Annotated in this window: 22 protein-coding genes and 1 tRNA gene; 11 read left to right on the forward strand and 12 right to left on the reverse strand. The window is 73.8% G+C overall.

Features of this window, described 5'->3' with window-relative positions:
- Positions 1-48: 48 nt before the first annotated feature.
- A complete protein-coding gene (locus B100_RS0106705; RefSeq protein ID WP_024883671.1) occupies positions 49-840 on the forward strand; it encodes an N-formylglutamate amidohydrolase in 792 nt (263 codons plus the stop codon).
- Positions 841-1,412: 572 nt separating this feature from the next.
- On the opposite strand, the gene B100_RS0106710 is transcribed toward B100_RS0106705, so the two are convergent.
- The 3 genes from B100_RS0106710 to B100_RS0106720 are packed head-to-tail and all read right to left on the reverse strand — an operon-like array spanning position 1,413 to position 3,963.
- Positions 1,413-1,889 carry a hypothetical protein gene (locus B100_RS0106710; RefSeq protein WP_024883672.1) on the reverse strand — a complete coding sequence of 159 codons (477 nt, stop codon included), beginning with the start codon at positions 1,887-1,889 and terminating at the stop codon, positions 1,413-1,415.
- Between the two features lie 5 nt (positions 1,890-1,894).
- Positions 1,895-2,470 (reverse strand): RNA polymerase sigma factor, encoded by a 576-nt coding sequence (locus tag B100_RS0106715; RefSeq protein ID WP_037722503.1) that lies wholly within the window; start codon positions 2,468-2,470, stop codon positions 1,895-1,897.
- A gap of 59 nt (positions 2,471-2,529) precedes the next feature.
- A complete protein-coding gene (locus B100_RS0106720) occupies positions 2,530-3,963 on the reverse strand; it encodes a S8/S53 family peptidase (RefSeq protein WP_024883674.1) in 1,434 nt (477 codons plus the stop codon).
- 166 nt (positions 3,964-4,129) lie between these two features.
- On the opposite strand from B100_RS0106720, the gene B100_RS0106725 reads away from it, so the two are divergent.
- The 4 genes from B100_RS0106725 to B100_RS0106740 all read left to right on the forward strand — a co-directional run bounded on the left by B100_RS0106725 (position 4,130) and on the right by B100_RS0106740 (position 8,265).
- A complete protein-coding gene (locus tag B100_RS0106725; RefSeq protein WP_486585600.1) occupies positions 4,130-6,697 on the forward strand; it encodes a CHAT domain-containing protein in 2,568 nt (855 codons plus the stop codon).
- A 96-nt stretch (positions 6,698-6,793) separates the two neighbouring features.
- A complete protein-coding gene (locus B100_RS0106730; RefSeq protein ID WP_024883676.1) occupies positions 6,794-7,216 on the forward strand; it encodes an ankyrin repeat domain-containing protein in 423 nt (140 codons plus the stop codon).
- A 48-nt stretch (positions 7,217-7,264) separates the two neighbouring features.
- Positions 7,265-7,876 (forward strand): TetR/AcrR family transcriptional regulator, encoded by a 612-nt coding sequence (locus B100_RS0106735; RefSeq protein ID WP_024883677.1) that lies wholly within the window; start codon positions 7,265-7,267, stop codon positions 7,874-7,876.
- Positions 7,873-8,265 (forward strand): DUF6069 family protein, encoded by a 393-nt coding sequence (locus B100_RS0106740; RefSeq protein ID WP_037722473.1) that lies wholly within the window; start codon positions 7,873-7,875, stop codon positions 8,263-8,265. The genes B100_RS0106735 and B100_RS0106740 overlap by 4 nt, the downstream gene beginning before the upstream one ends.
- Here B100_RS0106740 and B100_RS0106745 read toward each other — a convergent pair.
- The 3 genes from B100_RS0106745 to B100_RS0106755 all read right to left on the reverse strand — a co-directional run bounded on the left by B100_RS0106745 (position 8,256) and on the right by B100_RS0106755 (position 9,644).
- A complete protein-coding gene (locus B100_RS0106745) occupies positions 8,256-8,924 on the reverse strand; it encodes an MSMEG_1061 family FMN-dependent PPOX-type flavoprotein (protein WP_024883679.1) in 669 nt (222 codons plus the stop codon). The two genes, B100_RS0106740 and B100_RS0106745, sit on opposite strands and share 10 nt — an antisense overlap.
- A 75-nt stretch (positions 8,925-8,999) precedes the next feature.
- Positions 9,000-9,479 (reverse strand): TIGR03618 family F420-dependent PPOX class oxidoreductase, encoded by a 480-nt coding sequence (locus B100_RS0106750; protein ID WP_024883680.1) that lies wholly within the window; start codon positions 9,477-9,479, stop codon positions 9,000-9,002.
- A 91-nt stretch (positions 9,480-9,570) separates the two neighbouring features.
- Positions 9,571-9,644: transfer RNA gene (locus tag B100_RS0106755), tRNA-Pro, on the reverse strand.
- A 186-nt stretch (positions 9,645-9,830) separates the two neighbouring features.
- Between B100_RS0106755 and B100_RS0106760 the strand changes: the two genes are divergently transcribed.
- The gene (locus B100_RS0106760) at positions 9,831-10,994 is read left to right on the forward strand and encodes a Gfo/Idh/MocA family protein (protein WP_024883681.1); all 1,164 of its coding nucleotides are present in this window, start codon (positions 9,831-9,833) and stop codon (positions 10,992-10,994) included.
- Between the two features lie 25 nt (positions 10,995-11,019).
- Here the strand turns inward: B100_RS0106760 and B100_RS0106765 are convergent, their stop codons facing one another.
- Positions 11,020-11,631: a TMEM175 family protein gene (locus tag B100_RS0106765; RefSeq protein ID WP_486585597.1), complete on the reverse strand. Its 612-nt coding sequence runs from the start codon at positions 11,629-11,631 to the stop codon at positions 11,020-11,022.
- Between the two features lie 54 nt (positions 11,632-11,685).
- Positions 11,686-12,720 carry a LacI family DNA-binding transcriptional regulator gene (locus B100_RS0106770; protein ID WP_024883683.1) on the reverse strand — a complete coding sequence of 345 codons (1,035 nt, stop codon included), beginning with the start codon at positions 12,718-12,720 and terminating at the stop codon, positions 11,686-11,688.
- Positions 12,721-12,829: 109 nt separating this feature from the next.
- On the opposite strand from B100_RS0106770, the gene B100_RS0106775 reads away from it, so the two are divergent.
- The 4 genes from B100_RS0106775 to B100_RS0106790 are packed head-to-tail and all read left to right on the forward strand — an operon-like array spanning position 12,830 to position 16,871.
- Positions 12,830-14,005 (forward strand): phytanoyl-CoA dioxygenase family protein, encoded by a 1,176-nt coding sequence (locus B100_RS0106775; protein WP_024883684.1) that lies wholly within the window; start codon positions 12,830-12,832, stop codon positions 14,003-14,005.
- A gap of 27 nt (positions 14,006-14,032) precedes the next feature.
- Positions 14,033-14,809, forward strand: coding sequence for an SDR family oxidoreductase (locus B100_RS0106780; RefSeq protein WP_024883685.1), 777 nt, complete (start codon positions 14,033-14,035; stop codon positions 14,807-14,809).
- A 44-nt stretch (positions 14,810-14,853) separates the two neighbouring features.
- Positions 14,854-15,858, forward strand: coding sequence for a Gfo/Idh/MocA family protein (locus B100_RS0106785; protein WP_024883686.1), 1,005 nt, complete (start codon positions 14,854-14,856; stop codon positions 15,856-15,858).
- The gene (locus tag B100_RS0106790; RefSeq protein ID WP_024883687.1) at positions 15,855-16,871 is read left to right on the forward strand and encodes a Gfo/Idh/MocA family protein; all 1,017 of its coding nucleotides are present in this window, start codon (positions 15,855-15,857) and stop codon (positions 16,869-16,871) included. The genes B100_RS0106785 and B100_RS0106790 overlap by 4 nt, the downstream gene beginning before the upstream one ends.
- Before the next feature lie 529 nt (positions 16,872-17,400).
- On the opposite strand, the gene B100_RS0106795 is transcribed toward B100_RS0106790, so the two are convergent.
- From B100_RS0106795 to B100_RS0106805, 3 genes are all read right to left on the reverse strand, one after another.
- On the reverse strand, positions 17,401-18,474 hold the full coding sequence (locus B100_RS0106795; protein ID WP_024883688.1) for a WxL protein peptidoglycan domain-containing protein: 1,074 nt from the start codon (positions 18,472-18,474) through the stop codon (positions 17,401-17,403).
- A gap of 72 nt (positions 18,475-18,546) precedes the next feature.
- The gene (locus B100_RS0106800; protein WP_024883689.1) at positions 18,547-20,502 is read right to left on the reverse strand and encodes an FN3 domain-containing metallophosphoesterase family protein; all 1,956 of its coding nucleotides are present in this window, start codon (positions 20,500-20,502) and stop codon (positions 18,547-18,549) included.
- Between the two features lie 122 nt (positions 20,503-20,624).
- A complete protein-coding gene (locus B100_RS0106805) occupies positions 20,625-21,818 on the reverse strand; it encodes a HupE/UreJ family protein (protein WP_024883690.1) in 1,194 nt (397 codons plus the stop codon).
- Between the two features lie 191 nt (positions 21,819-22,009).
- Here B100_RS0106805 and B100_RS0106810 point away from each other — a divergent pair, with 191 nt between their 5' ends.
- Entirely contained in the window at positions 22,010-22,684 is a 675-nt protein-coding gene (locus B100_RS0106810; RefSeq protein ID WP_024883691.1) for a hypothetical protein, read from the forward strand.
- A gap of 37 nt (positions 22,685-22,721) precedes the next feature.
- Here the strand turns inward: B100_RS0106810 and B100_RS0106815 are convergent, their stop codons facing one another.
- Positions 22,722-23,741 carry a Gfo/Idh/MocA family protein gene (locus B100_RS0106815; RefSeq protein WP_024883692.1) on the reverse strand — a complete coding sequence of 340 codons (1,020 nt, stop codon included), beginning with the start codon at positions 23,739-23,741 and terminating at the stop codon, positions 22,722-22,724.
- Between the last annotated feature and the right edge of the window lie 21 nt (positions 23,742-23,762).

Consider the following 23,762-nt stretch of genomic DNA (forward strand, 5'->3'; position numbering starts at 1 on the left):
TTGATCATCCGTACGTCCGTACCACCGACAGCACCTTTGGAGCAGCGCATGACCGTCGTGCCGCCCTCGTTCGACCTCCTTCCCGGAGACCCCGCCTCCCCGGTGATCCTGCACGTGCCGCACTCGGCCCGGGAGATACCGGCCGACGTCCGCTCCGGGATCGTCCTGGACGACGCCGCGCTGGAGCGCGAGCTGGACCACATCACCGACGGGCACACCGCGTCGATCGCGGACGCGGCGGCCCGCGCGGCCGGCGTCACCCCGTGGCGGTTCGTGAACCGGCTCTCGCGTCTGGTCGTGGACCCCGAGCGGCTCCCGGACGAGCGGGAGGAGATGCTCGCCGTGGGCATGGGCGCGGTGTACACGCGGACCACCCACAAGGACGAGCTGCGGCCGGAGGGCTTCGACGCCGCCCCGCTGGTCGAGCGGTACTTCCACCCGTACGCGCGGGCCATGACGGAGGCGGTGGCCGGCCGGCTCGCGGCGACCGGGCGGTGCGTGATCGTCGACGTGCACTCCTACCCGAGCGCGCCCCTGCCGTACGAGCTGCACGGCGACGGGCCGCGTCCCGAGGTGTGCCTGGGCACCGACCCCTTCCACACCCCGCCCGCGCTGCTCACCGCCGCCCGTGAGGCGTTCGCGCCGTGCGGGGAGACGGGGCTGGACAGCCCGTTCGCGGGGACGTACGTGCCGCTGGAGTTCTACGGCAAGCGGGCGGAGGTGTCCGCGCTGATGGTGGAGATCCGCCGCGACACCTACATGACCGAACCGGGCGGCCCGGCGGACGAGGGCCTGCGCCGCCTCGCGTCGGCACTCGGCACACTGATCGACGCGACCTGACGCCGGCGGGGGCGGCGGGGGCCGCCTCCGCAGCCGAGGGCCCCGGCCTCCGGCGCACCACCAGGCGCCGCGTCCGCTGTGGCCGGGGCCGGAGGTCCACGCCGGGCGCGCCGGGTCTGCATCGAACAGCACCCCGCTCCGCGCCGGACGACTCCGGACCCCATCGGGCAGCGCCGAGTCCGGCCCAGACCGCCCCGCATCCCGCATCGGACGGCTCCGGGACCCCATCGCGCGGCGCGCAGTCCGCACCGGACGGCCCGGATCCGCCTCCACCAGCGGAGAGGCCGCTTCGGACAGCGCCGGGTCCGCAGCGGGCAGCGCCCGGACCCGCACCGACGGCGCCCGGGTCCGCGTCGGACCGCCCGGACGGGCGGCGGACGGCACCCGAGTCGGTGCCGCCCGGCGCCCGGGTCCGCCCTCGGACGGCTTCGAATCACCGGTGGGCAGCGCCGGGACCCATCCGGCAGCGCCCGACCCACGCCGGACGGCACCCGCGTCCGCGCCGCCCGGGGCCGGTCCGCGGCGGACGGTCCCGCATCCCCGTCGGGTGGCCGGGGCCGCACCGGGCTCGGTCAGACGCGGAGCCACTCCGTGACGACCACGTCGTCGTCGGTGCGCAGGCGCAGGGCGAACGGGCCGGACGGGGTGGTGCCCGCGGTGAAGCGGCCCATGTCGTCGGCCGTGACGGAAGCGGCGGGCCGGGGGCCGTCCAGCACCTCGATGCGGGCGGGCCCCGGCGGCAGCACCTGGCCGATCAGCCCCTCCTCGGTCACCTCCACGTCCAGGGTGACCTCGCCCGCCGTGAACGTCAGCATGCGTGCCGTGTCCGTCGCCCCCCGCACGGGGATCGCGTCGGCCAGCGAGTCGAAGGTCAGCTCGGCCACCCGGGCGTCCAGGTCGACCAGCGCGAAGGCGTCGACGGCGCTCTGGAGCAGCGCCGCGGGCACCGGGTCCAGTACCGCCGCGGCCTGCCGCAGCTCCTCCTCCAGCAGTTCGTCGTCGGCGTCGGGGCCCTCGGGGAGCCCCGTCCCGTCACTCGTGTGGTCCATGCCGCTCACGTGGTCCCCCGTGCCTCGAGCCGGGCCCGCAGCCGGCGCAGACAGCGCTGGCGCATCGGCCCGATGCTGCCCACCGCGATGTCGAGCGCGGCGGACACCTCCTGATAGCTGGGCGGCGGCGAGGCGATCAGCACGCGGAGCAACTGGCGGCAGCGGTCGCCCAGTTCCTCGAACGCCTGCCACAGCCGCCGTACCCGCTCGCCCTGCGCGGCCGCCTCCTCCGACTCCAGCAGCGACTGTTCCGGTTCGCCGTCCTCGCTGACCCGGTCGAGCAGTTGCGGGTCGTCCGTCAGCACCAGCCGGCGCGCGCCGCGGTGCACCTTCAGGCACTCGTGGCGCGCGGTGCTGGCCAGCCACGATCCGGCCTTCTCCGGCTCCCGGATGCGGCCCAGGTGCTGGGTGAAGCGGAACCACACGGTCTGGTAGACCTCATGGGCGTCGGCGTCGGAGAGCCGGTGCGCGCGCACCACGGACCACACGAGCGGGCCCAGCCCTTCCACGATCGCCTTCCAGGCCGCCGCGTCGCCGTCGACAGCGGACCGGACCAACGCGCCGACTTCCGAACGCTCCACGGTGCCACCCCTCGTGTACGGCACGTCATGGTACGCCGCGGAGGGGGTGGTGGCGATCATCATGGATGTGCGGTGGGCGCGGCGACGCTCACGGGGCGCCAGGTGGGCGGGAACAGCGCGGGCACGTGCGCCCCGCGCACTTCGGCGAACTCGGTGACGTCGTCGAGCAGTTGCCTGCACGCCGCACGCGGGTCGCGTACGCCGTGCGCCGTCATGTGCGAGGCGATCATGCCGACCGCGACGGGGGTCGCGAAGGAGGTGCCGCTCCACTGGGCGAGCCCTTCGAACATCACCTGGTCCGGCTTGGCGGACGCGCCGTCCTCGCTCAGCACACCTGTGTGGCGCGGGTGGTTGCAGGTGCAGGCGTAGGTGAAGCCGTAGCGGCAGGCGTCGTACGTGGAGTGCTGGTAGACGTACGGGACGGGCGTCTCGAAGCCGGTGAGGGCACTGGTCAGCCGCTCGCCGGGGGCGTAGGCCTTCACCCAGCCGCCGTGGTTGCTGAAGCACGCGCCGGCCTCCCCGTCGGCGCGCAGCGCTCCGACGGACAGCACGGTGTCCTCGTAGCCGGGGAGGTCCGCGTAGGCGGCGGGCCAGAAGGGTGCGGCGCTGCCGTTGTTGCCCGCGGCGGCGACCAACAAGGTGCCGCGGTCTTGTAGTTCGCGCATGAAGGCGTCGATGCCGAGGAGTCCGTCGGTGCGGCCGTTGGAGGTGCCCGCCGAGAGGCTGAGGACATCGGGCCAGCCGCCCGCGTCGACGGCGTCGAAGAGCTTCTCGCCGAACTCGTGCTCCAGCACAGCCCCCGCGTCGTTGAGCGCGCCGCTGACGGTGATGTCGGTGTGCGGGGCGACGGCGGCGACCAGTCCGGCGATGAACGTGCCGTGCCCGCAGTACTGCTGGAGGATCCCGTCGTCGTCGCACTCGGCGACCTGGGCGTCCCCCACGGTGCGGGCGAGCGGCGGATAGGAGCGGTAGTCGTGCATCAGGCCGGTGTCGACGACCAGGACGCGGGCCGCGCCCCCGGCCGGGTCGCCGTCGGTCCCGGCGGCGGCCGGGTTGGGGGCGGCGTCGCGCGCCACGGGCACCGGCTCGTCACCGGGGCAGGCGTTGACGGCGATGTGCACCACGTGGTTGCGGCTGACCATGCGCCGTCCGACGCGGCCCTGTACCGCGGACAGCGCGCGCAGCGCGCCCGTGACGGCCGGGTCCCCGGCGGCGTCGCCCTCGCCGGGGTCGGAGACCTGGATGCGGACGACACCGGAGCGGTTGGCCGCGGGGCCGAGCCGGCGGACGCGGTCCGGGACACCGGCGGCGAAGGTGGTGAAGTGCCCGCGTACGGTGTCCTCCACGACCTGGGCCTCCTCCCCCTCGCGGGCGAGGACGACGCCCTTCTCGTAGAGGAACTCCCCCGCGTCGTCGGGTCCCACGGCCAGCGGTACGTCGGGCATGGAGCGCTGGATCTGCCGGAACTGCTCATGGAATCGCCGGGGTGCCATGGCGTGTCCTCCATTCGGTCGACGGGGGCCGGGGCCGCGCAGCTGTCGTGAACTGGAGCCGCCGGACGGTCTTCTGATACAACGCCGCATCTGTGAGGCATGGTTGCGGGCCACTACCATCGTGGAGGTGACAGCCGGAAGCGACGCGGTGCAGGACCTCCTGCCGATGGTGTTCGCCGCCCCCGGCGAGGCCAGGACGAAGGCCGAGGCCGTCCTGCGCCACCGCCCCGAGCCCCTGCACGCCTCGGTCGCCCACCAGGTGATCGGCATCTGGCAGCGGGACTTCGGGGACATGCGGCTCGCCCTGCGGCATCTGCGCAGGGCGCGGGACTGGGCGGCCCGCGCCGGCTCGGCGGACCGGGAGGCGGACGTCCTCGCCACGCTCGGGGTAGCGCTGGTGCACTCGGGCCGCACCCGGCAGGGCCTGGACGCCCTGCGCCGGGGTGTGGGGCGCGGCACGGGCCACACCCGCGCCCGGGTGCTGTTCCGGCGGGCGTACTCCTGGTGGGTGCTGGGACACCACAAGGAGGCCCTGGAGGACGTACGGCGGGCCGTCCCCGTGCTGCGGCAGGCGGGGGACGTGATCTGGACGGCGCGGGCGCTGACGCTGCGGGCGACGGTGCACCTGGCGCTGGGCGCGGTGGAGCGGGCGGACGCCGACTTCGCGTCGGCGGAGGACCTGTGGGCGGTCACGGACCAGGAGCACGACAAGGCGGACGCGGTGGAGAGCCGCGGGCTGGCGGCCTTCCGGTCCGGTGACGTCCCCGCCGCGCTGCGGCTGCTGAACGAGGCGGAGGAGCGGTACGCCAAGCTGGGCACGCCGACGTTCATGCTGAGCATCCGGCGCTGCGAGGTGCTGATGGCGGCCGGTCTCGCGGCGGAGGCGCTGGCCGAGGCGGACGCGGCGATCGCCGAACTGGATTCCATCGGCGGGCAGTCGACCCGTAAGGCGGAGCTGCTGCTGGCCGCCGCGCGGGCCGCCCGGCTGGCCGACGACCCGGCGACGGCCATGGCACGCGCGGGACTCGCGGTGCGGTTGTTCGCGGGGCAGCGGCGCTCCTGGTGGGAGGCGCACGCCCGGCTGGTGCTGATCGGGGCCCGGCACGCGGCCGGCCGCCGTTCGGGCCGGCTGGTCGCGGACGCGGCGGCGGTCGCGGAGCGGCTGGTGGAGCTCGGCGCGCCGGCCGCCCCGGAGGCGTTCCTGCTCGCCGGACGGATGGCGCTCGGCCTCGGCCGCACGGCGGACGCGGAACGGTACCTGGCGGTGGCCGCGCGCAGCAGGCGGAGCGGGCCGCCGCTCGCGCGGATGACCGGCTGGGCGGCGCAGGCGCTGAGGGCGCGGGCGGCCGGTTCGACGCGGGGCGTGCTGGAGGCGTGCCGGCGCGGCCTCGGCGTGCTGGACGACCACCGGATGACGCTGGGGGCCTCGGAGCTGCGGGCCCGGGCCACGGCGCAGGGCGCGGAGCTCGCGGCGCTCGCGCAGCAGGCCGCCCTGCGGTCGGGCGGGCCGCGGCAGTTGCTGGTGTGGAGCGAACGCTGGCGGGCCACTGCACTGTCCGCGCCGCCGACCCGGCCGCCCGCCGACCCGGAGCTCCTGAGCCACATGACCGCGTACCGGGAGATCGCGGCGCGCGCCGAGGAGACCCGGATGGAGGGCAGGCCGGTGCCGGCCCTGGAGCGGGACCAGCGGCGCCTGGAGCGGGAGATCCGCTCGCGCACGCTCCGCATGCGGGCCGAGGCGCCCCACGGCGGCGACCGCTTCGACGCGGGCCGTCTGCTGGAACGTCTGGGCGACGGCGTACGGCTGGTGGAGCTGGCGGTGGTCGACGGGCGGGTGCAGGTGCTGCTGTGCGGGCGGGGCAGGGTGCGCCGGTTCGAGGCGGGGCCGCTGGCGGCGGCGGAGACGGAGGCCGAGCACGTCCAGGCGGGGCTGCGGCGGCTGGCGCATCCGGGGGCGGAGGCCCGGCTGCCGGTGGTGGAGGCCGCGGGGCGCCGTCTGGAGGAGTTGCTGCTGGGGCCTGCCGTGGCGCACCTCGGTGACGGTCCGCTGGTGATCGTGCCGCCGGGGCGGCTGCACCGGGTGCCGTGGGCGCTGCTGCCCTCGCTGCGGGAGCGGGTGGTCAGTGTGTCGCCGTCGGCGAGCAGTTGGCTGCGTGCGCGGGAGACGGTGCCGCCCCGTGGCGGACGTCAGGTGCTGGTGCGTGGGCCCGGTCTCGCCACCGGCGGCGCGGAGGTGACCCGGCTGGCCGCCCGCTACGGCGGGGCCACGGTGCTGGAGCACCGGGACGCGTCCGTGCCCCGGGTGTTGGCGGAATTGGACGGTGCCGGGCTGGCGCACATCGCGGCGCACGGGACGTTCCGTACGGACGGCCCGATGTTCTCGTCGCTGCGGATGGCGGACGGTCCGCTGATCGTGCACGACTTCGAGCGGCTCGGCCGCAGCCCGTACCGGATCATCCTGTCCTGCTGCGACACGGCCCGCTTCGCGACCGTCGGCGCGGACGAACTCCTCGGCCTGGTCACGGCGTTGCTGCCGCTGGGCACGGCGGGGGTGGTGGCGTGCAGCGCCCCGGTCAACGACGCGGCGGTCGTCCCGCTGATGCTGGCGCTCCACGAGGGCCTGGAGACGGGCCTGCCCCTCGCGGAAGCGTTGCGCGACGCCCGGGCGGCCCTCCCCCAGGACGCCCTGCACCGGGCCACGGGCTGGGCGTTCACGGCGTTCGGCGCGGCGTGAGAGGCTGCGGCGCGAGGGACGTGGGCAGACGGAGCGGAGGCGGCTCGACGTTTCCGGTCACACTCTCGCATCGACGCGGGCGGACGAGGAGCAGTCATGAACAGGCGGCGGCAGAAGAAGCTGACCCGTCGGCTCGTCGGGGCGGCGCTGTTCGGTGACAGCCGTGAGATCGACGCCCTGCTGCGGGCCGGGGCCGATCCGGAGGCCCGCGATCCCGACGGCACCACGCCTCTCTACGCCGCGGCGGTCCACGGAGCCGTCGACAACGTGCGGAGCCTGCTGAAGGGCGGCGCACCGCCCGACACCGAGAGCGGACACGGGAGTGAGGGCACGCCCCTGTGCGGGGCCGCGTGCTGGGGACATACGGAGACGGTGCGGGTGCTCCTCGCCCACGGGGCCGACCCCTGCCTGCGGGAGGACCACGGGACGGGCCGTACGCCGCTCCAGTGGGCGCAGGAGGCTCCGCATCCGGAGACCGTGGCCGTACTGATCGCCGCGGGCGCCCAGCGGGCGGAGTGAGTGCTCACTCATTGACGGAGTGAGCACTCACTCCGTACGCTCGTCGTCATGACGGAATCCAAGGACACCCCGCCCGCCCGCCGCCGCGCGCCCGGCATGTCACCGGAGCAGCGGCGCGCGATGATCATTCAGGCCGCGATCCCGCTGATCACCGAGTACGGCTCCGCCGTGACGACCGCGAAGATCGCCCGCGCCGCGGGCATCGGCGAGGGCACGATCTTCCGGGTCTTCGCCGACAAGGAGGAACTGTTGGGGGCGTGCATCGCCGAGGCCCTCTCCCCCGAGCACGCCGTGCGCGAGCTCGACGCGATCGATGTGTCCCAGCCGCTGCCCGACCGGCTCGCGGAGGCGGCCGAGGCGCTCCAGGCGCACATGGACCGGCTCGGCGCCGTCATGGGCTCCCTGGGGCACCGCGGCGGCAAGCATCCCGGGACGGTGCGCGGCGCCGGCCGCGAGGAGTCGACCGCCCGTGTCCGCGCGGCGCTCGCCGACCTGCTGGAGCCCGAGAAGGCCACCCTGCGTCGGCCGCCGGAGCAGATCGCGGCGCTGTTCATCGGACTGCTCTTCACCCAGCCGCGCACGGACGGCGAACCCGATCTCGCCCCGCGGGAGTTGGTGGAGGTCTTCCTGCACGGCGCGCTCTCAGGGAGCGCCGGGTGAGCGCGCGGGCGCGGCGTTCGGCGGCCACGGCGGCGGCCGTACTGGCCCCGGTGGCCATATGGGCCGTCACCGACCCCCTGCTGGGACACTCCCTCCGCATCACCGACGGCGACGAGACGCTCGACCTGGGCGCCGCGCCCGTCGCCGTCGTCGCCCTGCTCGCGTCCCTCGCCGGGTGGGCACTCCTCGCCGCGCTGGAGCGCTTCGGCGTACGGCGGGCCCGCGCGGTCTGGACCGGCGCGGCCGTCGCCGTACTGGCCGCGTCCTTCCTGCCGTTGACCGGCGACGGCATGGACGGGGGGACCCGCATGTCACTCGCGCTCATGCACCTGGCCGTGGCGGCCGTACTGATCCCCGGGCTGGCCGGCCGGCCCCACGGTCACTCGTAGCGCGTGCGCAGCGACTCCCGTTCGATCGCCTCGATCTGCTCGACCGTCAGACCCGGCAGGTTCAGCTGGGCCAGGGTCACCTGGGCGCTGCTGGGCTGGGTGTCGGCGGGCACCCACGTGTCCGGCTGCCAGGCGTTGCCGCGCATCAGCGACTTGGGGCAGTGCGGGTAGGCCTGATCGATCCGCACCACGATCGCGGAGACGGGCGGCTTGCCCACGGCGGTGAGCCGGCCGAGCAGTTCGGGGCGGGCCGAGACGACAGCGCGCCCGTTCACGCGCAGCGTGGTCGTGCGGCCGGGGACGACGAAGAGCAGGCCGACCCGTCCGGTCTCCACCACGTTCTGCAGGGTGTCGAGCCGCTTGTTGCCCGTCGCGTCGGGGATCGCCAGCGTCCGGTCGTCCAGCACCGCGACGAACCCGGGCGGGCCGCCGCGCGGGGTCACGTCGGCCCGGCCCTCGGCGTCCACGCTGCCGACGAACACCAGCGAGGCGCAGCCGATCAACGCCCTTGTCTCGCCGGTGAGATGGTCGATCTCCTTGCGGACCGCGTTCTCGTTGGGCTGCGGGTACAGCTCGCGCAGCTGTTCCGTGCTGGTGAGCGCGTCCGCCTTCAGGGCGTCGAAGAGCAGGCCGGTGGTGGACCCCGTGTCGGTAGTCATACGTACGACCCTAGAAGACGACCTCGGTCTTCGCGCAGGGCTCCGCGTGATCCCGTCGAGTTCGCGCGGCGTGCGTCAGCCGCTACCGGACTCGTCCGGACCACCGACGTCCAGCGCCGTCCCGTACAGCCGGTTCACCTTCAGGCGGACGACCAACCGGCGTTCGTCGACGAGCTGTCGGAGGACGGCGTCCTCGTCGTCCGGGCGGGCGAACCGCGAGACGATGCCGAGCAGCTCGCGGCCGACCGCGTCGCCGGGGGCCGTCGTCACGTCGGAGACTTCCGCCTCGCCCTCGGCGACCGCGAACGACCAGACGTCGTCGCCCTGTACGTGCAGCGCCGCGTGCGGGTCGCGGCGCAGGTGCGCGACCTTGACGCGGTCGGCCGTGGTGGAGAACCGCACCGTGCGGGTGTCGGGGTCCCAGTCGTACACCATGGTGCTGAGGTGCGGGTGGCCGCTGCGTCTGACCGTGGCCAGCGTGCCGAACCGCTGTGCGCGGAGCAGGTCGGAGAGAGCTTCGTCGGTGAGGGGTCGGGGTCCGGGTCGTGTCGTCACGTCCCGTGCAACACCCGTTGCCACGCGTTCCATTCCTCGGCATGCGTCAGGGGGCCCGCCGTCGAGCGGCGGGCCCCCTGTCCTCGCATCGTCGGGACGACAGGATTTGAACCTGCGACCCCTTGACCCCCAGTCAAGTGCGCTACCAAGCTGCGCCACGTCCCGATGCGGCTCCCGCGGTGAACCGCGTGATCTCGCAGGTCAACCCTACCGTATGCGCGGGGGAGGGTCGGTCGGGGCGGGGTCGCCGCACGCCCGCCCCCTCTGATTGTCCTGTCAAATGGTTGACAGGACAGGGAGCCGGACCCGAAGGTGGCGGGCGGAACAGGACCCGGCCGGAGAGAGGCAGTCATGGTGGATGCGCTGGGCGTCGCCGTCGTCGGATTCGGCTGGATGGGGCGGGTGCACACCCAGGCCTACGCGCGGGTGGCGCACCACTTCCCGGGGCTGCCGCTGCGTCCGGAGCTGATCACCGTCGCCGAGGAGGTGCCGGGCCGGGCCGAGGAGGCCGCCGCGCAGTTCGGGTTCACCTCGACGACCCGGGACTGGCGCGACGTGGCCGCCGACCCGCGCGTGCGGGCCGTCAGCATCACCGCGCCGAACTTCCTGCACCGCGAGATCGGCGTCGCCATGGCCGAGGCCGGCAAGCACCTCTGGATCGAGAAGCCGGTCGGTCTCACCGCTGAGGAGGCCCGGGCGGTCGCGGACGCGGTCGCCAAGGCCGGCGTCCAGGGCGCCGTCGGCTTCAACTACCGCAACGCGCCCGCCGTGGAGGCCGCCCGCGAGCTGATCGCCTCCGGCTCCATCGGCACCGTCACCCACGCCCGCGTCCGGCTCTTCAGCGACTACGCGGCGCACCCCGACTCCGCGCTGACCTGGCGCTACGAGCGGGAGCGCGGCGGCAGCGGCGTGCTCGGCGACCTGGCCTCGCACGGCGCCGACCTGGCCCGCTTCCTGCTGGGCGACATCGCCGCGCTGACCGCCGACACGGCGATCTTCCTGCCCGAGCGGGCGCGCCCGGCCGGCGCCACGGCCGGCCACTCCCGCGCGAGCGGCGGTGAGCTCGGCCCGGTGGAGAACGAGGACTACGTCAGCTGTCTGCTGCGGTTCGCCTCCGGTGCGCGGGGTGTGCTGGAGGCCTGCCGGGTCTCGGTCGGCGAGCAGAACAACTACGGCTTCGAGGTGCACGGCACCGAGGGCGCGGTGTTCTGGGACTTCCGCCGGATGAACGAGCTGGGGGTCGGCCGCGGCACCGGCTATCAGGACCAGCCGGTGAGCACCGTGTACGTCGGGCCGGGCGACGGGGAGTTCGGGGCGTTCCAGCCGGGCGCCGCGAACGCCATGGGGTACGACGACCTGAAGGTGATCGAGGCGTACCGCTTTCTGCGGTCGGTCGCCGAGGGCGTCCCGTACGGCGCGACGCTCGCCGACGCCGTGCGCAGCGCGGGCGTGCTGGACGCCATGGCGCGGTCGGCGCAGAGCGGGGCCTGGGTGACGGTGGACCCGCCGGCGTAACTCCGCCCGTCCGGCACAACGGAACTCACCCCGCCGCGTTCTCCTTCCGTCCCAGCCACACCTTGACCGGCAGCAGCACCAGCCACCACCACATGGCGGCGGGCCCCACCACCAAGGCCAGCGGAATGGTCACAACGAACACCACCACCGTGGCCCCCAGGTCGACGGCGTAGAGGAACTGGTCCCGGACGGGTTCGGCGTCGCCGCGCAGCCAGGGCCGGCGGGCGATGACGGCGGCGAGCGCCAGGTGGACGGCGCCGAGGGAGGCCACCGCCGCCGAGTAGACGACCACGGAGACGCGTTCGTCGCCGTACTCGGAGACCAGCGCGGTGGGGAACGGCAGCAGCGCGGCGAGGCCCAGGCCGAGGACGGTCAGTCCGATCACGTCGGGATCGACCTGCCGCACCGGACGGAAGATCGCCCGCTGGTCGCGCCAGAAGCCGCCCAGCACCGCCAGGCTGACGGCGTAGGCGCCCAGGTTGGGCAGGGTGTCGGCGAGCGCCTGGTGGAACTGCGCCGAGTCCAGGTCCTGCGGCACGGAGATGTCGAGGACCAGCAGGGTGATGGCGATGGCGAAGACGCCGTCGGAGAGCGCCACCAGCCGGTCGGGGCCGCCTTCCGTGATCGGTTTCCTCATGCGCACGACGGTAGGCAGCGCACACCCGGCGGACGGGGATACACGCCAGGCGGGTCACCCGCCCACGGCGGGGGCCGGCATGTTGTACGGGGTCACCACCTGGATCGCGGACGGCAGGGTCGGTCCGGCGGGCGGCAGCGCGCCGTGGGCGCGCATCACCAGGTGGCAGGCCTCGCGCAGGTCGTGGCGCAGGTCGTGGTGGAGGACGGCGGACAGCCGGTGCTCGCGCAGCAGCCGGGTGTTGTCGTGGTCGAGGTCGTGGGCGACAAAAACGGCGCACTCGCGTCCGGCGTCCTCGAAGGCGCGCAGGGTGGCGATGTTGCCGCCGCCGATCGAGTAGACGGCGCGGATCTCCGGGTCGCGTTCCAGGGCGGCGCGGACCAGGTCGTACTGGGTGGCGTCCAGCCCCTGGCCCTCGGCTATCTCGACGAGGGTGCGCGCGGGGTGGCGGGCGCGCATGGTGCTGCGGAAGCCCATCTCGCGCTCCTCCTCGTTACGGAAGAAGCCGCTGGAGAGGCTGGTGAGCACGTTGCCGGGCCGGTCGCCGAGCCACTGCCCCATCAGGTAGGCGGCGGTGGCGCCCGCCGCCCGGTTGTCGCTGCCGACGTGGCCGACGCGGGCGCTGACCGGCAGGTCCGTCACCAGGGTGACGACCGGGATGCCGGCCGCCGCGAGCCGGCCGACGGCGGCGGTGACCTCGGGGACGTCGGGTGCCTTGAGGAGCACGCCCTGCGAACCGCGGCGGGCGATCCGGTCGAGGACGGCGACCAGTTCCTCCCCCGGTCCGGTCTCCCGGAAGTGGAAGCGGGAGCGCACCACCGCCGGGTGCAGGGAGGGCAGTTCGGCCTCCAGGGCGGCGCGGACGGCCGTGGAGAAGCGCTCCGGCGACTGCATGACGATGTCCACCATGAACGTCCGGCCGACCAGGCGGACCTGGGTGCGCTGCCGGTCCAGGTCGGCGATGGCCCGGTGCACCTCGCGCGCGGTGCTCTCCCGCACCCCGCCGCGGCCGTTGAGGACCCGGTCCACCGTGGCCTCGCTCAGTCCGGCCTGACGTGCGATTTCCCGGATGGGGAACGGGTGGCCCATGCGACGGCTCCTGAGGGGTTTTTGATGGCTTCCTGATGGTGGTGCGAGGGGTTTGTTCTGACAAGAATGACATCACCCGCGTCGCTCCGTGACCCGAAGGGACGACTCCATGTCCGCATCGTCTTCCGTGCAGAACCCCGCGCCGGCCGCCTGGCTGTCGCAGCGGGACTGCGATATGGACGCCTTCCGCGCCCTGGTCGAGCAGTCGACCGACGCCTCCGCCTACCCGCTGTCCTCCGCCGTCGAGCGCGACGTGCTGCTCTACGACGCCGAGCGGCTCGCGTTCGCCGACCGCCGCACCGCGCAGGCCGAGCTGGTGCGCGCCCTCGCCGACGGCCCCGGCATCGTGGTGATCCGCGGCGCCTTCTCCGACACCTCGGTGGTGGACCGGACCACCGCCGTGTTCGACGCACTGATCGCCCAGCAGCGCGCCTCGGGCGCCACCGCCGGCGACCACTTCGCCAAGCCGGGCGCCAACGACCGGGTGTGGAACGCCCTGGAGAAGGCCGCCCTGCACGACCCGGAGGCGTTCGCCGACTATTACGCCAACGACATGATCGCCCTGGTGTCCACGGCCTGGCTGGGCCCCGGCTACCAGGTCACCTCGCAGGTCAACGTCGTCAACCCGGGCGGCGCGGCGCAGACCGTGCACCGCGACTACCACTTGGGCTTCCTCTCCGACGAGACCGCCGCCGCCTACCCGGCGCACGTGCACCGCCTCTCCCCCGTGCTCACCCTCCAGGGCGCCGTCGCCCACTGCGACATGCCGGTGGAGTCCGGGCCGACGATGTACCTGCCGCACTCGCAGAAGTTCGAGGCCGGCTACCTCGCCTGGCGGCTGCCAGCGTTCCAGGCGTACTTCGACGACCACCACATCCAGCTCCCTCTGGCGAAGGGCGACGCGGTGTTCTTCAATCCGGCGCTGTTCCACGCCGCCGGGGCCAACCACTCGGCGGACATCCGGCGCGCGGCCAACCTGCTCCAGGTGTCGTCCGCGTTCGGCCGGGCCATGGAGACCGTGGACCGGGAGGCCGTGGTGGGCGCCGTCTACCCGGTGCTGCTGGCCCGCAAGGCCGAGGGCGCCTCGGACCGGTGGCTGGAGAACGTGATCGCGGCGAGCGCCGAGGGCTACCCGTTCCCCACCAACCTGGACAACGACCCACCGGTCGAGGGACTCGCCCCGCCGTCCCAGGCCGACGTGGTGCGCAAGGCGCTGCGCGAGGGCTCGACCCCCCGAGCCCTGCGCGACGAACTGCGGGCCGCCGCCGCACGCCGCGCGAGCTGACCCGACACCACCATCCGGAAGGACATCATGGGACTCCTCGACGACAAGGTCGTCCTCGTCAACGGCGGCAGCCAGGGTGTGGGTGCCGCCGTCGCACGGGCCGCGGTGCGCGAAGGCGCGGTCGTGGCCGTCAGCGGCCGCCGCCCGGAGCCGGGCGAGGCGCTGGTCGCCGAACTGGCCGGGCAGGGCGGCAAGGCCATGTTCGTACGGGCCGACCTGGCCGACGCGGAGCAGGCCAAGGACACGGTCGCCCAAGTGGTACAGGCGTACGGCCGCATCGACTGCCTGGTCAACTCCGCCGGTCTGACCTCACGCGGCACCCTCCTCGACACCACCCCCGACCTGTTCGACCAGCACATCGCGATCAACCTCAAGGCGCCGTTCTTCGCCATGCAGGCGGCGGTGGCGGACATGGTGCGGCGCGCCGAGCCGGGCACGATCGTCAACGTCATCACCTCCTCGGCGCACGGCGGGCAGCCGTTCCTCGCCCCGTACGTCGCCGCCAAGGCGGGTCTGATGGGCCTGACCCGCAACGCGGCGCACGCCCACCGGTGGGACCGGATCCGGATCAACGGCCTGAACATCGGCTGGACCGCGACCGAGGGCGAGGACGCCACGCAGCGCACCTTCCACGGCGCCGGCGACGACTGGCGGGAGCAGGCCGCCGCGCGGCTGCCGATGGGCAAGCTCGGCCGGCCGGACGAGATCGCCGACTTCGTGGTCCTGCTGCTCTCCGACCGCTCCGGGGTGGTCACCGGCTCCGTCATCGACTGGGACCAGAACGTCCTCGGCGGCCTCGACTGACCCTGCCCCACCCCCACCACCCCCGCACGAAGGAGCACCGCCTCATGCGCATCGGAATCCTCGGCCTCGGCCGCATCGGCGCCTTCCACGCCGAGACCCTGTCGGGGCTCGACGCCGTCGAGTCCCTCGTCGTCTCCGACCCGTTCGCGGACGCCGCGAAGGCCGCCGCGGAGCGCTTCGGCGCGCAGGTCGCGGACTCTCCCGAGGCCCTGCTCGCGGCCGGGGTGGACGGCGTGGTCGTGGCCGCCGCGACCGACGCCCACCCGCACCTGATCACGGCCTGCGTGGAGGCGGGCGTCCCCGTCTTCTGCGAGAAGCCCGTCGCCCGCACCATGACCGAGGGCATCGAGGTACTGAAGGCCGTCGCCGGCCGGGACGTACCCGTCCAGATCGGCTACAACCGCCGCTTCGACGCCGGCTTCGTCGCCGCCCACGCGGCAGTCCACTCCGGTGAGCTGGGCAAACTCCACACCGTACGTTCCACGACACTGGACCCGGCACCCCCGCCCGCCGCGTACATCGCCGCGTCCGGGGGCATCTTCCGGGACTGCTCGGTGCACGACTTCGACATCATCCGCTGGGTGACCGGCCGCGAGGTGACCGAGGTGTACGCCGTCGGCGGCAACCGGGGCGCCGACTTCATCAAGGAGGCGGGCGACGCCGACACCACGGGCGCGATTCTCACGCTGGACGACGGCACCATCGCGGTGGTGTCCAACAGCCGTCACAACGCCCGCGGTTACGACGTCCGCATGGAGATCCACGGCTTCACCGACTCCATCGCGGTGGGCCTGGAGGACAAGCTGCCGCTGCGCTCGGTGGAGCCGGGCGTGACCTTCCCCTCCGGCACCCCGCACGACTTCTTCATGGACCGCTTCACCGACGCCTACCGCGCCGAACTCACCGCGTTCACCGAGGTGGTGGCGGGCTCACGCCCGTCGCCGTGCACCATCGAGGACGCCCTGGAGGCCGGCTGGATCGCCGAGGCGTGCACACTGTCGCTGCACGAGCACCGTCCCGTCACCCTCGAGGAGGTACGGCAGGCATGACCGACCCCGCCCCGCAGCCGCTGCGCATCGGAATCCTGGGGGCCGCGCGGATCACCGAGCGCGCCCTCGTCGCCCCGGCCCGGGCCGGCGGCCACCGTCTGGTCGCGGTGGCCGCCCGCGACCGCTCCCGCGCCGAGGCCTTCGCCGGCGCGCACGGTGTGGAGCGGACCGTCCGCTCGTACGCCGAACTGCTCGCCGACCCCGAGGTCGAGGTGGTCTACAACCCGCTCGCCAACGGGCTGCACGGACCGTGGAACCTGGCGGCGCTGGCGGCCGGCAAGCACGTGCTGACGGAGAAGCCGTCGGCGAGCAACGCGGCGGAGGCCGAGGAGGTGCGGCAGGCGGCGAGGGCGTCCGGCACCGTGTTCATGGAAGCCTTCCACTACCTGTTCCACCCGGTGACCCGGCGGCTGCACGAGCTGCTGTCCTCCGGGGAGCTGGGCGAACTACGCCACGCGGAGGCGATGGTGGCGATCCCGGCCCCCGAGACCGACGACCCGCGCTGGTCGCTGTCACTGGCCGGCGGCGCCCTGATGGACCTCGGCTGCTACGGCCTGCACGCCCTGCGCGTGCTCGCGCCGTGGGCGGGCGGCGCGCCGCGCACGGTGGCGGCTCGGGCCGGGGAGCGGGCGGGCGCGCCCGGGGTGGACGAGTGGCTGGACGCCGACCTGTCGTTCCCGGGGGGCGCCACCGGCACGGCCCGCTGCCACATGGCGTACGACCGGCTGGAGATGAGCCTGCGGATCGTCGGCAGCCGGGGGGAGGCGACGGCGCCGAACTTCGTACTGCCGCAGCTGGACGACCGGGTCGTGATCCGCACCGCCGACGGTGAACGCACGGAGCACCTGGGCACGCGCTCGTCGTACGCCTACCAGTTGGAGGCGTTCGCCGCCCGGGTACGGCGCGGCACGCCCCTGCCCCTCGACGCGGACGACGCGGTGGCGACGATGCGGCTGATCGACGCGTGCTACACGGCCGCGGGACTGTCCCCACGGCCTCGCACCGCAGCCTGATCTGGCGCGCGGCGCCACGGGGCCGCAACCGGGGCCGGGGGTTCGCGCGACCCGGCGCCAACGGGGTGCCGCCGCGTCCACCCTCCCCCACCCTCGGCTCCGCTCGAGCGGGGGGACCCCCATCGCCCCAGGCGGCACGACTACCCGCAGCTGGGGGGTGTGCCCGCACCACGGCGTTGGAGTTGCCGCGCGCGGCGGGGAGGGGACGGGGTGGGGGTGGGCGCCCGCAGCGGCTGGCGCGTCGGCGCCCCGCACCCAGCAAGCGGGCTTCATCGCGCCAGACCGAGGACGACCACCCCCACCGCGGCCCCGCACCACCCACCGCCCGTAGGCGCTACGCCCGCCCCCACCGCACCGCAACCCCGCGCCGCAGGCACACGACCGCAACCCCCACCCGACAGAACCCCTGCGCCGCAGGCACACGGCTCACCCCCCGGACGGAGCCCCGTGCCGCAGGCACACGACCTCAACCCCCACCCGACAGAAGCCCCGCCGCAGGCGCGTTACCTCAGCCCTCACCGGCGCGGCCTCAGCTCAGTGCTGCCTTTACCGCGTCGCGGACCAGCGCCGCCTCGCGGGCCTTGCGACGGGCGCCGTTGCGGCGGGCGACGAGCACGACCGCGACGACCGCCGCGAGCAGCAGCAGGACGATCAGCGCGAGGGTCCACGGGACGGCCCACGCGCCGGCGCTCGCCTCGACCGGGTCGAGCGGCGTCGTGGACCCGGAGGCGTCCGTCAGCAGAGGCAGCACCTTCGCGGTGGCCGTGAGCCGGATACCGGGCGCGACGTCCGGCACGGGCACCGTCACCTTCCACCGCTCCCCCGGCAGCAGCGCGGGCGTGTCGGGCAGGTCGCCCGCGGCCGTGCGGAGCCATCCGAACGGCCCCCGCACGGCGACCTCCTGACGCCCGGAGAGCAGGGCGTTCCCCGTGTTGTGAACCGTGTAGGTGACGGTGGCCGAGCCCTTCGAGAAGGGACCCGCGCTGCCGTGGTAGTCGAGGTGCGCGTCCTCCACCGCGAGGCGCGGCTTCAGCTCGCCGCCCACCCGGACGGCGACACGGAGGCCGAGGCGCCGGTCGACGTTGATGCCGGCGGCGGTGTCGGCCTGCTTGAGGGAGGTGAGGAGACCGCCCACGTGGTCGCCGGGGGTGGCGTTGCCCGGGACGGTGACGGTGAAGGGGACGTCGGCCGACTTCCCGGGCGCGACGGTGACGGCGGTGACCTTCGGGTGGGTCCACACGCCCACACCGGTGGACTTCTTGTCGCGGGTGAGCAGGTCGAGCTGTCCGGCGTCGGTGGTGTAGCCGTCGGAGGCGTAGACGGCGAGCCGCAGCGGGCTCTTGCCGCGGTTGGTGACGACCATGGTGTCCTCGACCGTGCCGCCCGGGTTCACCGCGTAGCTGAAGCTGGAGCGGTCGTCACCGTAGGCGTTGGCGCCGGTGCGGACCCGCCAGCTGACGTCGCCGTCGGCGGCCGCCGCGGGTGTCGGGTGCGCGCAGACGAGCGCGAGAGCCGTCAGCAGGCCGAGGACGGCGGCGCGAACAAGGACGGGGAGGCGAACGGGAAGGCCGGGTGTCCGTTGAGAGACGGCGAGCACGTGCATATGGGGGTTCTCCAGGAGCGGGAGGCGTGGCGGGGCACCCAAGGTGCGTGCCCCGCCACGCCGTAGGACGGATCAGCTGCTCAGCGCGGTGATCGTGAGGGTCGCCCGGTAGGAGCCCTTCGCGACACTGTCCGGGATCTTCAGGTCCAGGTCGGCACCCAGCCGGGCCTCGCCCCGCGGGTGGCCCTGCTCGGCGGAGGCGAGCCCCCGCGAGACGGACAGACCGGCACCCTTGTCGTCGTATCCGGAGGCCACGGCGGAGGCCGCCTTGGCGCCCGCGCCGCCGTTGAGGACGTACGGCTTCCAGCCGAGGTAGGAGCCGGCGAACTTCTTGCCGGCGTCCTGGAAGTCACTCACGTTGGCCGAGACCGACCAGGGCGAGAGCGAGCGGCGGCTGTCGGTCACCCGGAGCGGGTTGATCTTGCCGGCGGCCTCGAAGTGGTCGCCGTCCCGCTCCTTGGCCGTACCGAGGTCGACCAGGCCGTTGTAGCCGTCGATGGTCCAGCCGAACTCGCCGGGCGCCGCGTCCGGGACGTTCACCTGGAGGGACTGCCCGTCGCCGTTGTACGGGTGGACGGTGACCTTGTCGACGAGAGAGCCGACCGGCTTGTCCGGGTTGGAGCAGGGGACGTTGCCGTTGTCGACGGCCGGGTTCGGCGTGGCGCAGGTGCCGGAGCGCACGTTCTCCAGGACCAGCTTGTCGGACCGTACCTTGACCCGGACGTACGACCGCACGTGCTCCTGGTTCTCGACCGAGTTGAACCAGAAGTTGTCCGGGTTGAGCGGGTCGGGGCCGTTGCCCTGGACGCCCGTGCCGGAGCCGTCAGGCTTCTTGATGTCGTAGTACTTGGAGCCCGAGGCCGAGTTGGCGGTCACGTAGATGACGCCGCCCGGGCCCGGGTAGACCTCGGCCTGGCCCGGCTGCTCCGTCGGATCGGCCTTCTGGCCGTTCTTGACGGCGTAGCTGCGCGAGTAGCTGTGGTCGTGGCCCTGCAGCACCATGTCGATGCCCAGGTCGGAGAACGCCGTGGTGAAGTCCTTGCGGCGGTCCTTGTTGCCCTGGTCGTAGGAGTGGCTGGCGGGCGAGTAGATGGAGTGGTGGTAGACCAGCACCTTCCACTTGGCTTCGGAGCCGTGCTTCTTGATGACGTCGGTGATGTACTCGACGTGCTGGGCGTCCTTGGTGTCGCTCTGGGCGTTGCTGTTGATGTCGATGAACAGCACGTCCTTGTGGACGAACCAGTAGTCGCCGCCGGACCGGGTCGCCGCGTCCTTGTCGTAGTACGCGTCGGACCGGTCGGTGTTGGGCGTGAAGTGGTGCTGCTCGTAGGCCTTGCCGCCGACGTCGTGGTTGCCGATGGTGGCGGCCAGCGGGACCTGGCGGAGCTGGTCGGGGCCGAGGAACGACGTCCACTGCTTCTCGTCGTTGGCGCTCTCGACGTGGTCGCCGCCGGACACGAGCAGTTCGGCGTCGGGGTTGGCCTCGGTGGCCACCTTCAGGGTGTCGGCCCAGCCCGCGCCGTCCTTCTGCGCGTCGCCGCTGGAGCCGATCTGCGGGTCGCCGAGGAACAGGAAGTCGTAGTCGCCCTCGAAGTCACGCGTCTTGAAGCTGTACGTCTTCGACCAGTTGCCCTCGGAGCCGACCCGGTAGGAGTACTCGACGTTCTCCTTGAGGCCGGTGACGGTGGCGTGGCGGTTGTAGCCGCCGCTGGAGGTGATGTTGGCGCCGCCGGTGGCGGCGAAGGTGGCCGCGTCGGCCGGGAACCGTCCGTCGGTGACGGCGGCGGTGGGGGCGACCTGGAGCTGCTGCGCGGTGTCCGTCGTGGAGTACCAGGTGACGGTGCGCTGGGTCTCGTCGGCGCCGACGCCGAGGACGACGCCGGACAGTTCGGCGGAGTCGGCCGCGACGGCCGGGGCCGCCGCGCCGCTGCCGAGCGCCATGGTCAGTCCCAGGACCGCCGTGGCGGCACCGCCGGCCACACGGCGCCGTACGGAGCCGTCGGTCTGGGTCTTGCTGCTGGGTCTCATGAGTTCTTTCGTTCCTTGTGCGTACATGAGTGCACGGATTGGCGGTGTGTACGTTGTCTGCCGGGCATGAATCGGAGGCGAACGATCCAGCCGGGTTGACTGAACGTTCCGCCAAGGGGGGTTCAGGTCCCGGCGACGCGCTGCACGCACCAGATCAGGCCCATCACGGCGACCCCGGCGGCGACGAGTCCGGTGACGAGGCGGCCGGCCCGGGGTGCCCGGCGCCGCAGCACCACCAGCGCCGGGAAGGTGAGCCCGATGAGCGCGAGCTGCACCGCCTCGATCCCGAGGTTGAACACGGCCAGCGACCAGAGCAGGGTCCAGGACCACGCCGCGTCGATGCCCAGCGCCCCCGCGAACCCGAGCCCGTGCACCAGCCCGAAGCAGAACACGACGGCCAGCCGGGTCCACCCGGCCCGGTCCAGCTGGAAGTGCCCTCGTCCGAGCGGCGGTCGGCGGTCGGCGCGGCGGGCGAGCCGCCACAGGTGCCAGCCCGCGACGACGGCGATCGACGCGGCGATGACGGGTTCCACGACGTCCGCGGGGACGTCCACCAGGCCGAGCGCGGCGAGCAGGAAGGTGACCGAGTGGGCCAGCGTGAAGCTCGTCGCGGCGAGCACGACCTCGCGCGGGGTGCGCGAGCCCACGATCAGGGCCAGCAGGAACAGGATGTGGTCGACGCCGGTCAGCAGGTGCTCGGCGCCCAGGCGGAAGAACTCGGCGAACCGCTCGTACCAGGCCTGGTCGAGGGAGAAGGACGGGTGGGCGGCGTCGAGCGCGGCGCTGCCCGAGAGCCCGTCGACGGCGTAGGTGACGATCGTCTTGGTGTCCTTGACGTACTGCTCCCGGTCGGGGAACAGCGTGCTGCGCAGCACCGGTCCGTCGCCGTCCGCGCAGGTCCAGTCGAGGACGAGGACGGCGTACGGGACGCCCTCGCGCCGGGTCATGGTGACGTCGCCCGCCCGGTGGGCGGTGCAGGGCCGGCCGCCCGAGGCGAGGGAGAAATGCCGGGTGACGTAGCCGACCGCGGCCTTGGCGTGGTCGTCGAGCACCCGGGCCCGGCTGCGGTCGTCGCCGTTCTCGAAGGCGGCCGTGCCCTCCCGGAAGAGGGCGTCGTCGTCCTCCGCGTCGGCGGCGGAGACGACGAGCAGGTCGTACTCGAGCTCCAGGGTGGTGCGGGGCCGGCCGTCGGTCTCGACGACGTCGGCGTACACGGTGGAGGTGAAGCCGTGCGCCTGCGCCTGCCCGCCGACCCCGGCGAGGGCGGCGGCGGTCAGGCACAGGGTGAGAAGAGTGCGGCGGATCCGCTGTGACATGGTGCTCCTTCAGGTTTCCGGAGCACCGTGCGCGGGGCGGATGAACGGCATCCGACGCGGCGGCGAAACGTCGGACAACAACCCGTTCCCGGGCCCTCGACGGGGTCGGTGAGGGCGCGCGGCGGCGCAGGATGGGGGCGCGCCCATCCTGCGCACCACCGCACCCGCCACCGCTCAGAGGGACGATCGTCTTGCGTTCACCGCTTCGGGCCGCCGCCGTGCTGGCAGCGGTCGCCGCACTGGCCACCGGATGCGCCTCGGCCGACGACTGGTCACGGCCGCGCGCCGCCCCCACGTCCGTGGGCGCGCTCGGCCCGGGATTCACCGACCCCACCGCCACGCCCACCCCGGAGGCGACCGTGACACCGCGGCCGGGTTCCTGGGACGACGTGCACCCGCCGAAGGGGTACCGGGTCGTACTGCTGACCGCCGGGGACGACCGGCCGACGCGGTCGCTGGTGAGCGCGGTGGAGGAGTGGGCCGAGGAGGAGGACGTCGACCTGCGCACGGTGACCGCCGACGCCCCCACCGGTCATGTCGCCGCCGTCGAAGAGGCCATGGACATGGGGCCGGACCTCGTGGTCAGCGCGGGGAACGACCTGGTGGACCCGCTCGCGGCGGTCACCCCGAGCCATCTGGGTCAGCGGTTCCTGGTGGTGGGAGCGGAGCTGGCAGAGCCGACGGAGAACGTGACCGCCGCCGACTGGAGCGGGGCGTCGTCCCGCGGCGAGGGGCTCGGCATGTCGTCCACGTACGACCCGGCGTCCTTCACCGAGGCCCGCTGCGCCGCCGCCGTGCGGGCGGGGGTGGCGGCGGTGCTCAACGGCCTGACGGGCATCGTGCTGTGGCTGGACGACGTGGCGTAGGGCCGGCCGTGGGCGACGGGCGGACCCACGGGCGGGTTCAGGCGTAGAGCGGCGGCCTCTCCGCGAGGCCGACCGCCACCCGGCCGCCCTCCTCCAGGGCGCGGACGCCGGCCTCGCAGACGGCCGCGGCGGCGTAGCCGTCCCAGGTGCTGGGGCCGGTGACCTCGCCGCGGCGGGTGGCGTCGACCCACGCCTGGACCTCGTCGTCGTAGGCCTGGGCGAAGCGCTCGGTCCAGTCCTGGGCGATGGTGCCGCCCCAGCGTCCCGCCATGTTGGTGACCAGGTGGTGGCCGTCGCCGATGCGGGCGGTGCCGCGTTCGCAGACCGCCTCGGACTGCACCTGGTAGCCGAAACCGCAGTTGACGAAGATCTCGACGTCGGAGAGCGCCCCGCCGTCGGTCTCCAGGACGACGAACTGCGGGTCGCGCAGTCCGTCGGGGGCGCCGGAGGACGGGGTGGGGCGCAGCACCGTCACGGCGGTGATCTCGTGGCCCAGCAGCCAGCGGGTGGCGTCGACCTCGTGGGCGACGGAGTCGCTGATCAGCATGGAGCTGGTGAAGAAGGGCGGGCTGGCCACGTTGCGGTGACGGTTGTGCAGCATCAGTGGCCGGCCCAGCTGTCCGCTGTCCAGCAGGGCCTTCAGGCGGACGTACTCGGTGTCGTAGCGGCGCATGAAGCCGACCTGCACCCGGCGGTGGCCGAGGGCGGCCTCGGCTTCCACGACGCGCAGGGCGGAGGCCGCGTCGGGGGTGAGCGGCTTCTCGCACAGCACGGGCAGGTCCCGCGCGAACGCGGCGAGCAGGGCCTCCTCGTGGGCGGGCCCGGAGGAGGCGATCAGTACGGCGTCGACGGCGTCCGACGCCATCGCCTCGGCCGCGTCGGTGTGGGCGGTGCAGCCGTCGACGCCGGCCGCGACGGCCTTGGCACGTTCGCCGTCGATGTCGACGACCGCGGCGACCCGCGCCCCGCTGATCGCCCGGTCGATGCGCCGCACGTGGTCGGCGCCCATGCGGCCGGTGCCGATGACGGCGATGCCGAGGGGCTCGCGCCGGTTCATGTGTGTCGCCTCCCGGTCCGG

The sequence above is a fragment of the Streptomyces sp. CNH189 genome, from assembly GCF_000527195.1.

What these genes read in the sequence shown, in the direction of transcription:
- B100_RS0106725 (WP_486585600.1), top strand. Translation starts at nt 4,130, where the DNA reads ATGGTGTTCGCCGCCCCCGGCGAGGCCAGGACGAAGGCCGAGGCCGTC.
- B100_RS0106790 (WP_024883687.1), top strand. Translation starts at nt 15,855, where the DNA reads ATGACCGACCCCGCCCCGCAGCCGCTGCGCATCGGAATCCTGGGGGCC.
- B100_RS0106760 (WP_024883681.1), top strand. Translation starts at nt 9,831, where the DNA reads ATGGTGGATGCGCTGGGCGTCGCCGTCGTCGGATTCGGCTGGATGGGG.
- B100_RS0106815 (WP_024883692.1), bottom strand. Translation starts at nt 23,741, where the DNA reads ATGAACCGGCGCGAGCCCCTCGGCATCGCCGTCATCGGCACCGGCCGC.
- B100_RS0106780 (WP_024883685.1), top strand. Translation starts at nt 14,033, where the DNA reads ATGGGACTCCTCGACGACAAGGTCGTCCTCGTCAACGGCGGCAGCCAG.
- B100_RS0106705 (WP_024883671.1), top strand. Translation starts at nt 49, where the DNA reads ATGACCGTCGTGCCGCCCTCGTTCGACCTCCTTCCCGGAGACCCCGCC.
- B100_RS0106795 (WP_024883688.1), bottom strand. Translation starts at nt 18,474, where the DNA reads ATGCACGTGCTCGCCGTCTCTCAACGGACACCCGGCCTTCCCGTTCGC.
- B100_RS0106785 (WP_024883686.1), top strand. Translation starts at nt 14,854, where the DNA reads ATGCGCATCGGAATCCTCGGCCTCGGCCGCATCGGCGCCTTCCACGCC.
- B100_RS0106720 (WP_024883674.1), bottom strand. Translation starts at nt 3,963, where the DNA reads ATGGCACCCCGGCGATTCCATGAGCAGTTCCGGCAGATCCAGCGCTCC.
- B100_RS0106800 (WP_024883689.1), bottom strand. Translation starts at nt 20,502, where the DNA reads ATGAGACCCAGCAGCAAGACCCAGACCGACGGCTCCGTACGGCGCCGT.
- B100_RS0106775 (WP_024883684.1), top strand. Translation starts at nt 12,830, where the DNA reads ATGTCCGCATCGTCTTCCGTGCAGAACCCCGCGCCGGCCGCCTGGCTG.
- B100_RS0106745 (WP_024883679.1), bottom strand. Translation starts at nt 8,924, where the DNA reads ATGACTACCGACACGGGGTCCACCACCGGCCTGCTCTTCGACGCCCTG.
- B100_RS0106805 (WP_024883690.1), bottom strand. Translation starts at nt 21,818, where the DNA reads ATGTCACAGCGGATCCGCCGCACTCTTCTCACCCTGTGCCTGACCGCC.
- B100_RS0106710 (WP_024883672.1), bottom strand. Translation starts at nt 1,889, where the DNA reads ATGGACCACACGAGTGACGGGACGGGGCTCCCCGAGGGCCCCGACGCC.
- B100_RS0106730 (WP_024883676.1), top strand. Translation starts at nt 6,794, where the DNA reads ATGAACAGGCGGCGGCAGAAGAAGCTGACCCGTCGGCTCGTCGGGGCG.
- B100_RS0106735 (WP_024883677.1), top strand. Translation starts at nt 7,265, where the DNA reads ATGACGGAATCCAAGGACACCCCGCCCGCCCGCCGCCGCGCGCCCGGC.
- B100_RS0106770 (WP_024883683.1), bottom strand. Translation starts at nt 12,720, where the DNA reads ATGGGCCACCCGTTCCCCATCCGGGAAATCGCACGTCAGGCCGGACTG.
- B100_RS0106765 (WP_486585597.1), bottom strand. Translation starts at nt 11,631, where the DNA reads ATGAGGAAACCGATCACGGAAGGCGGCCCCGACCGGCTGGTGGCGCTC.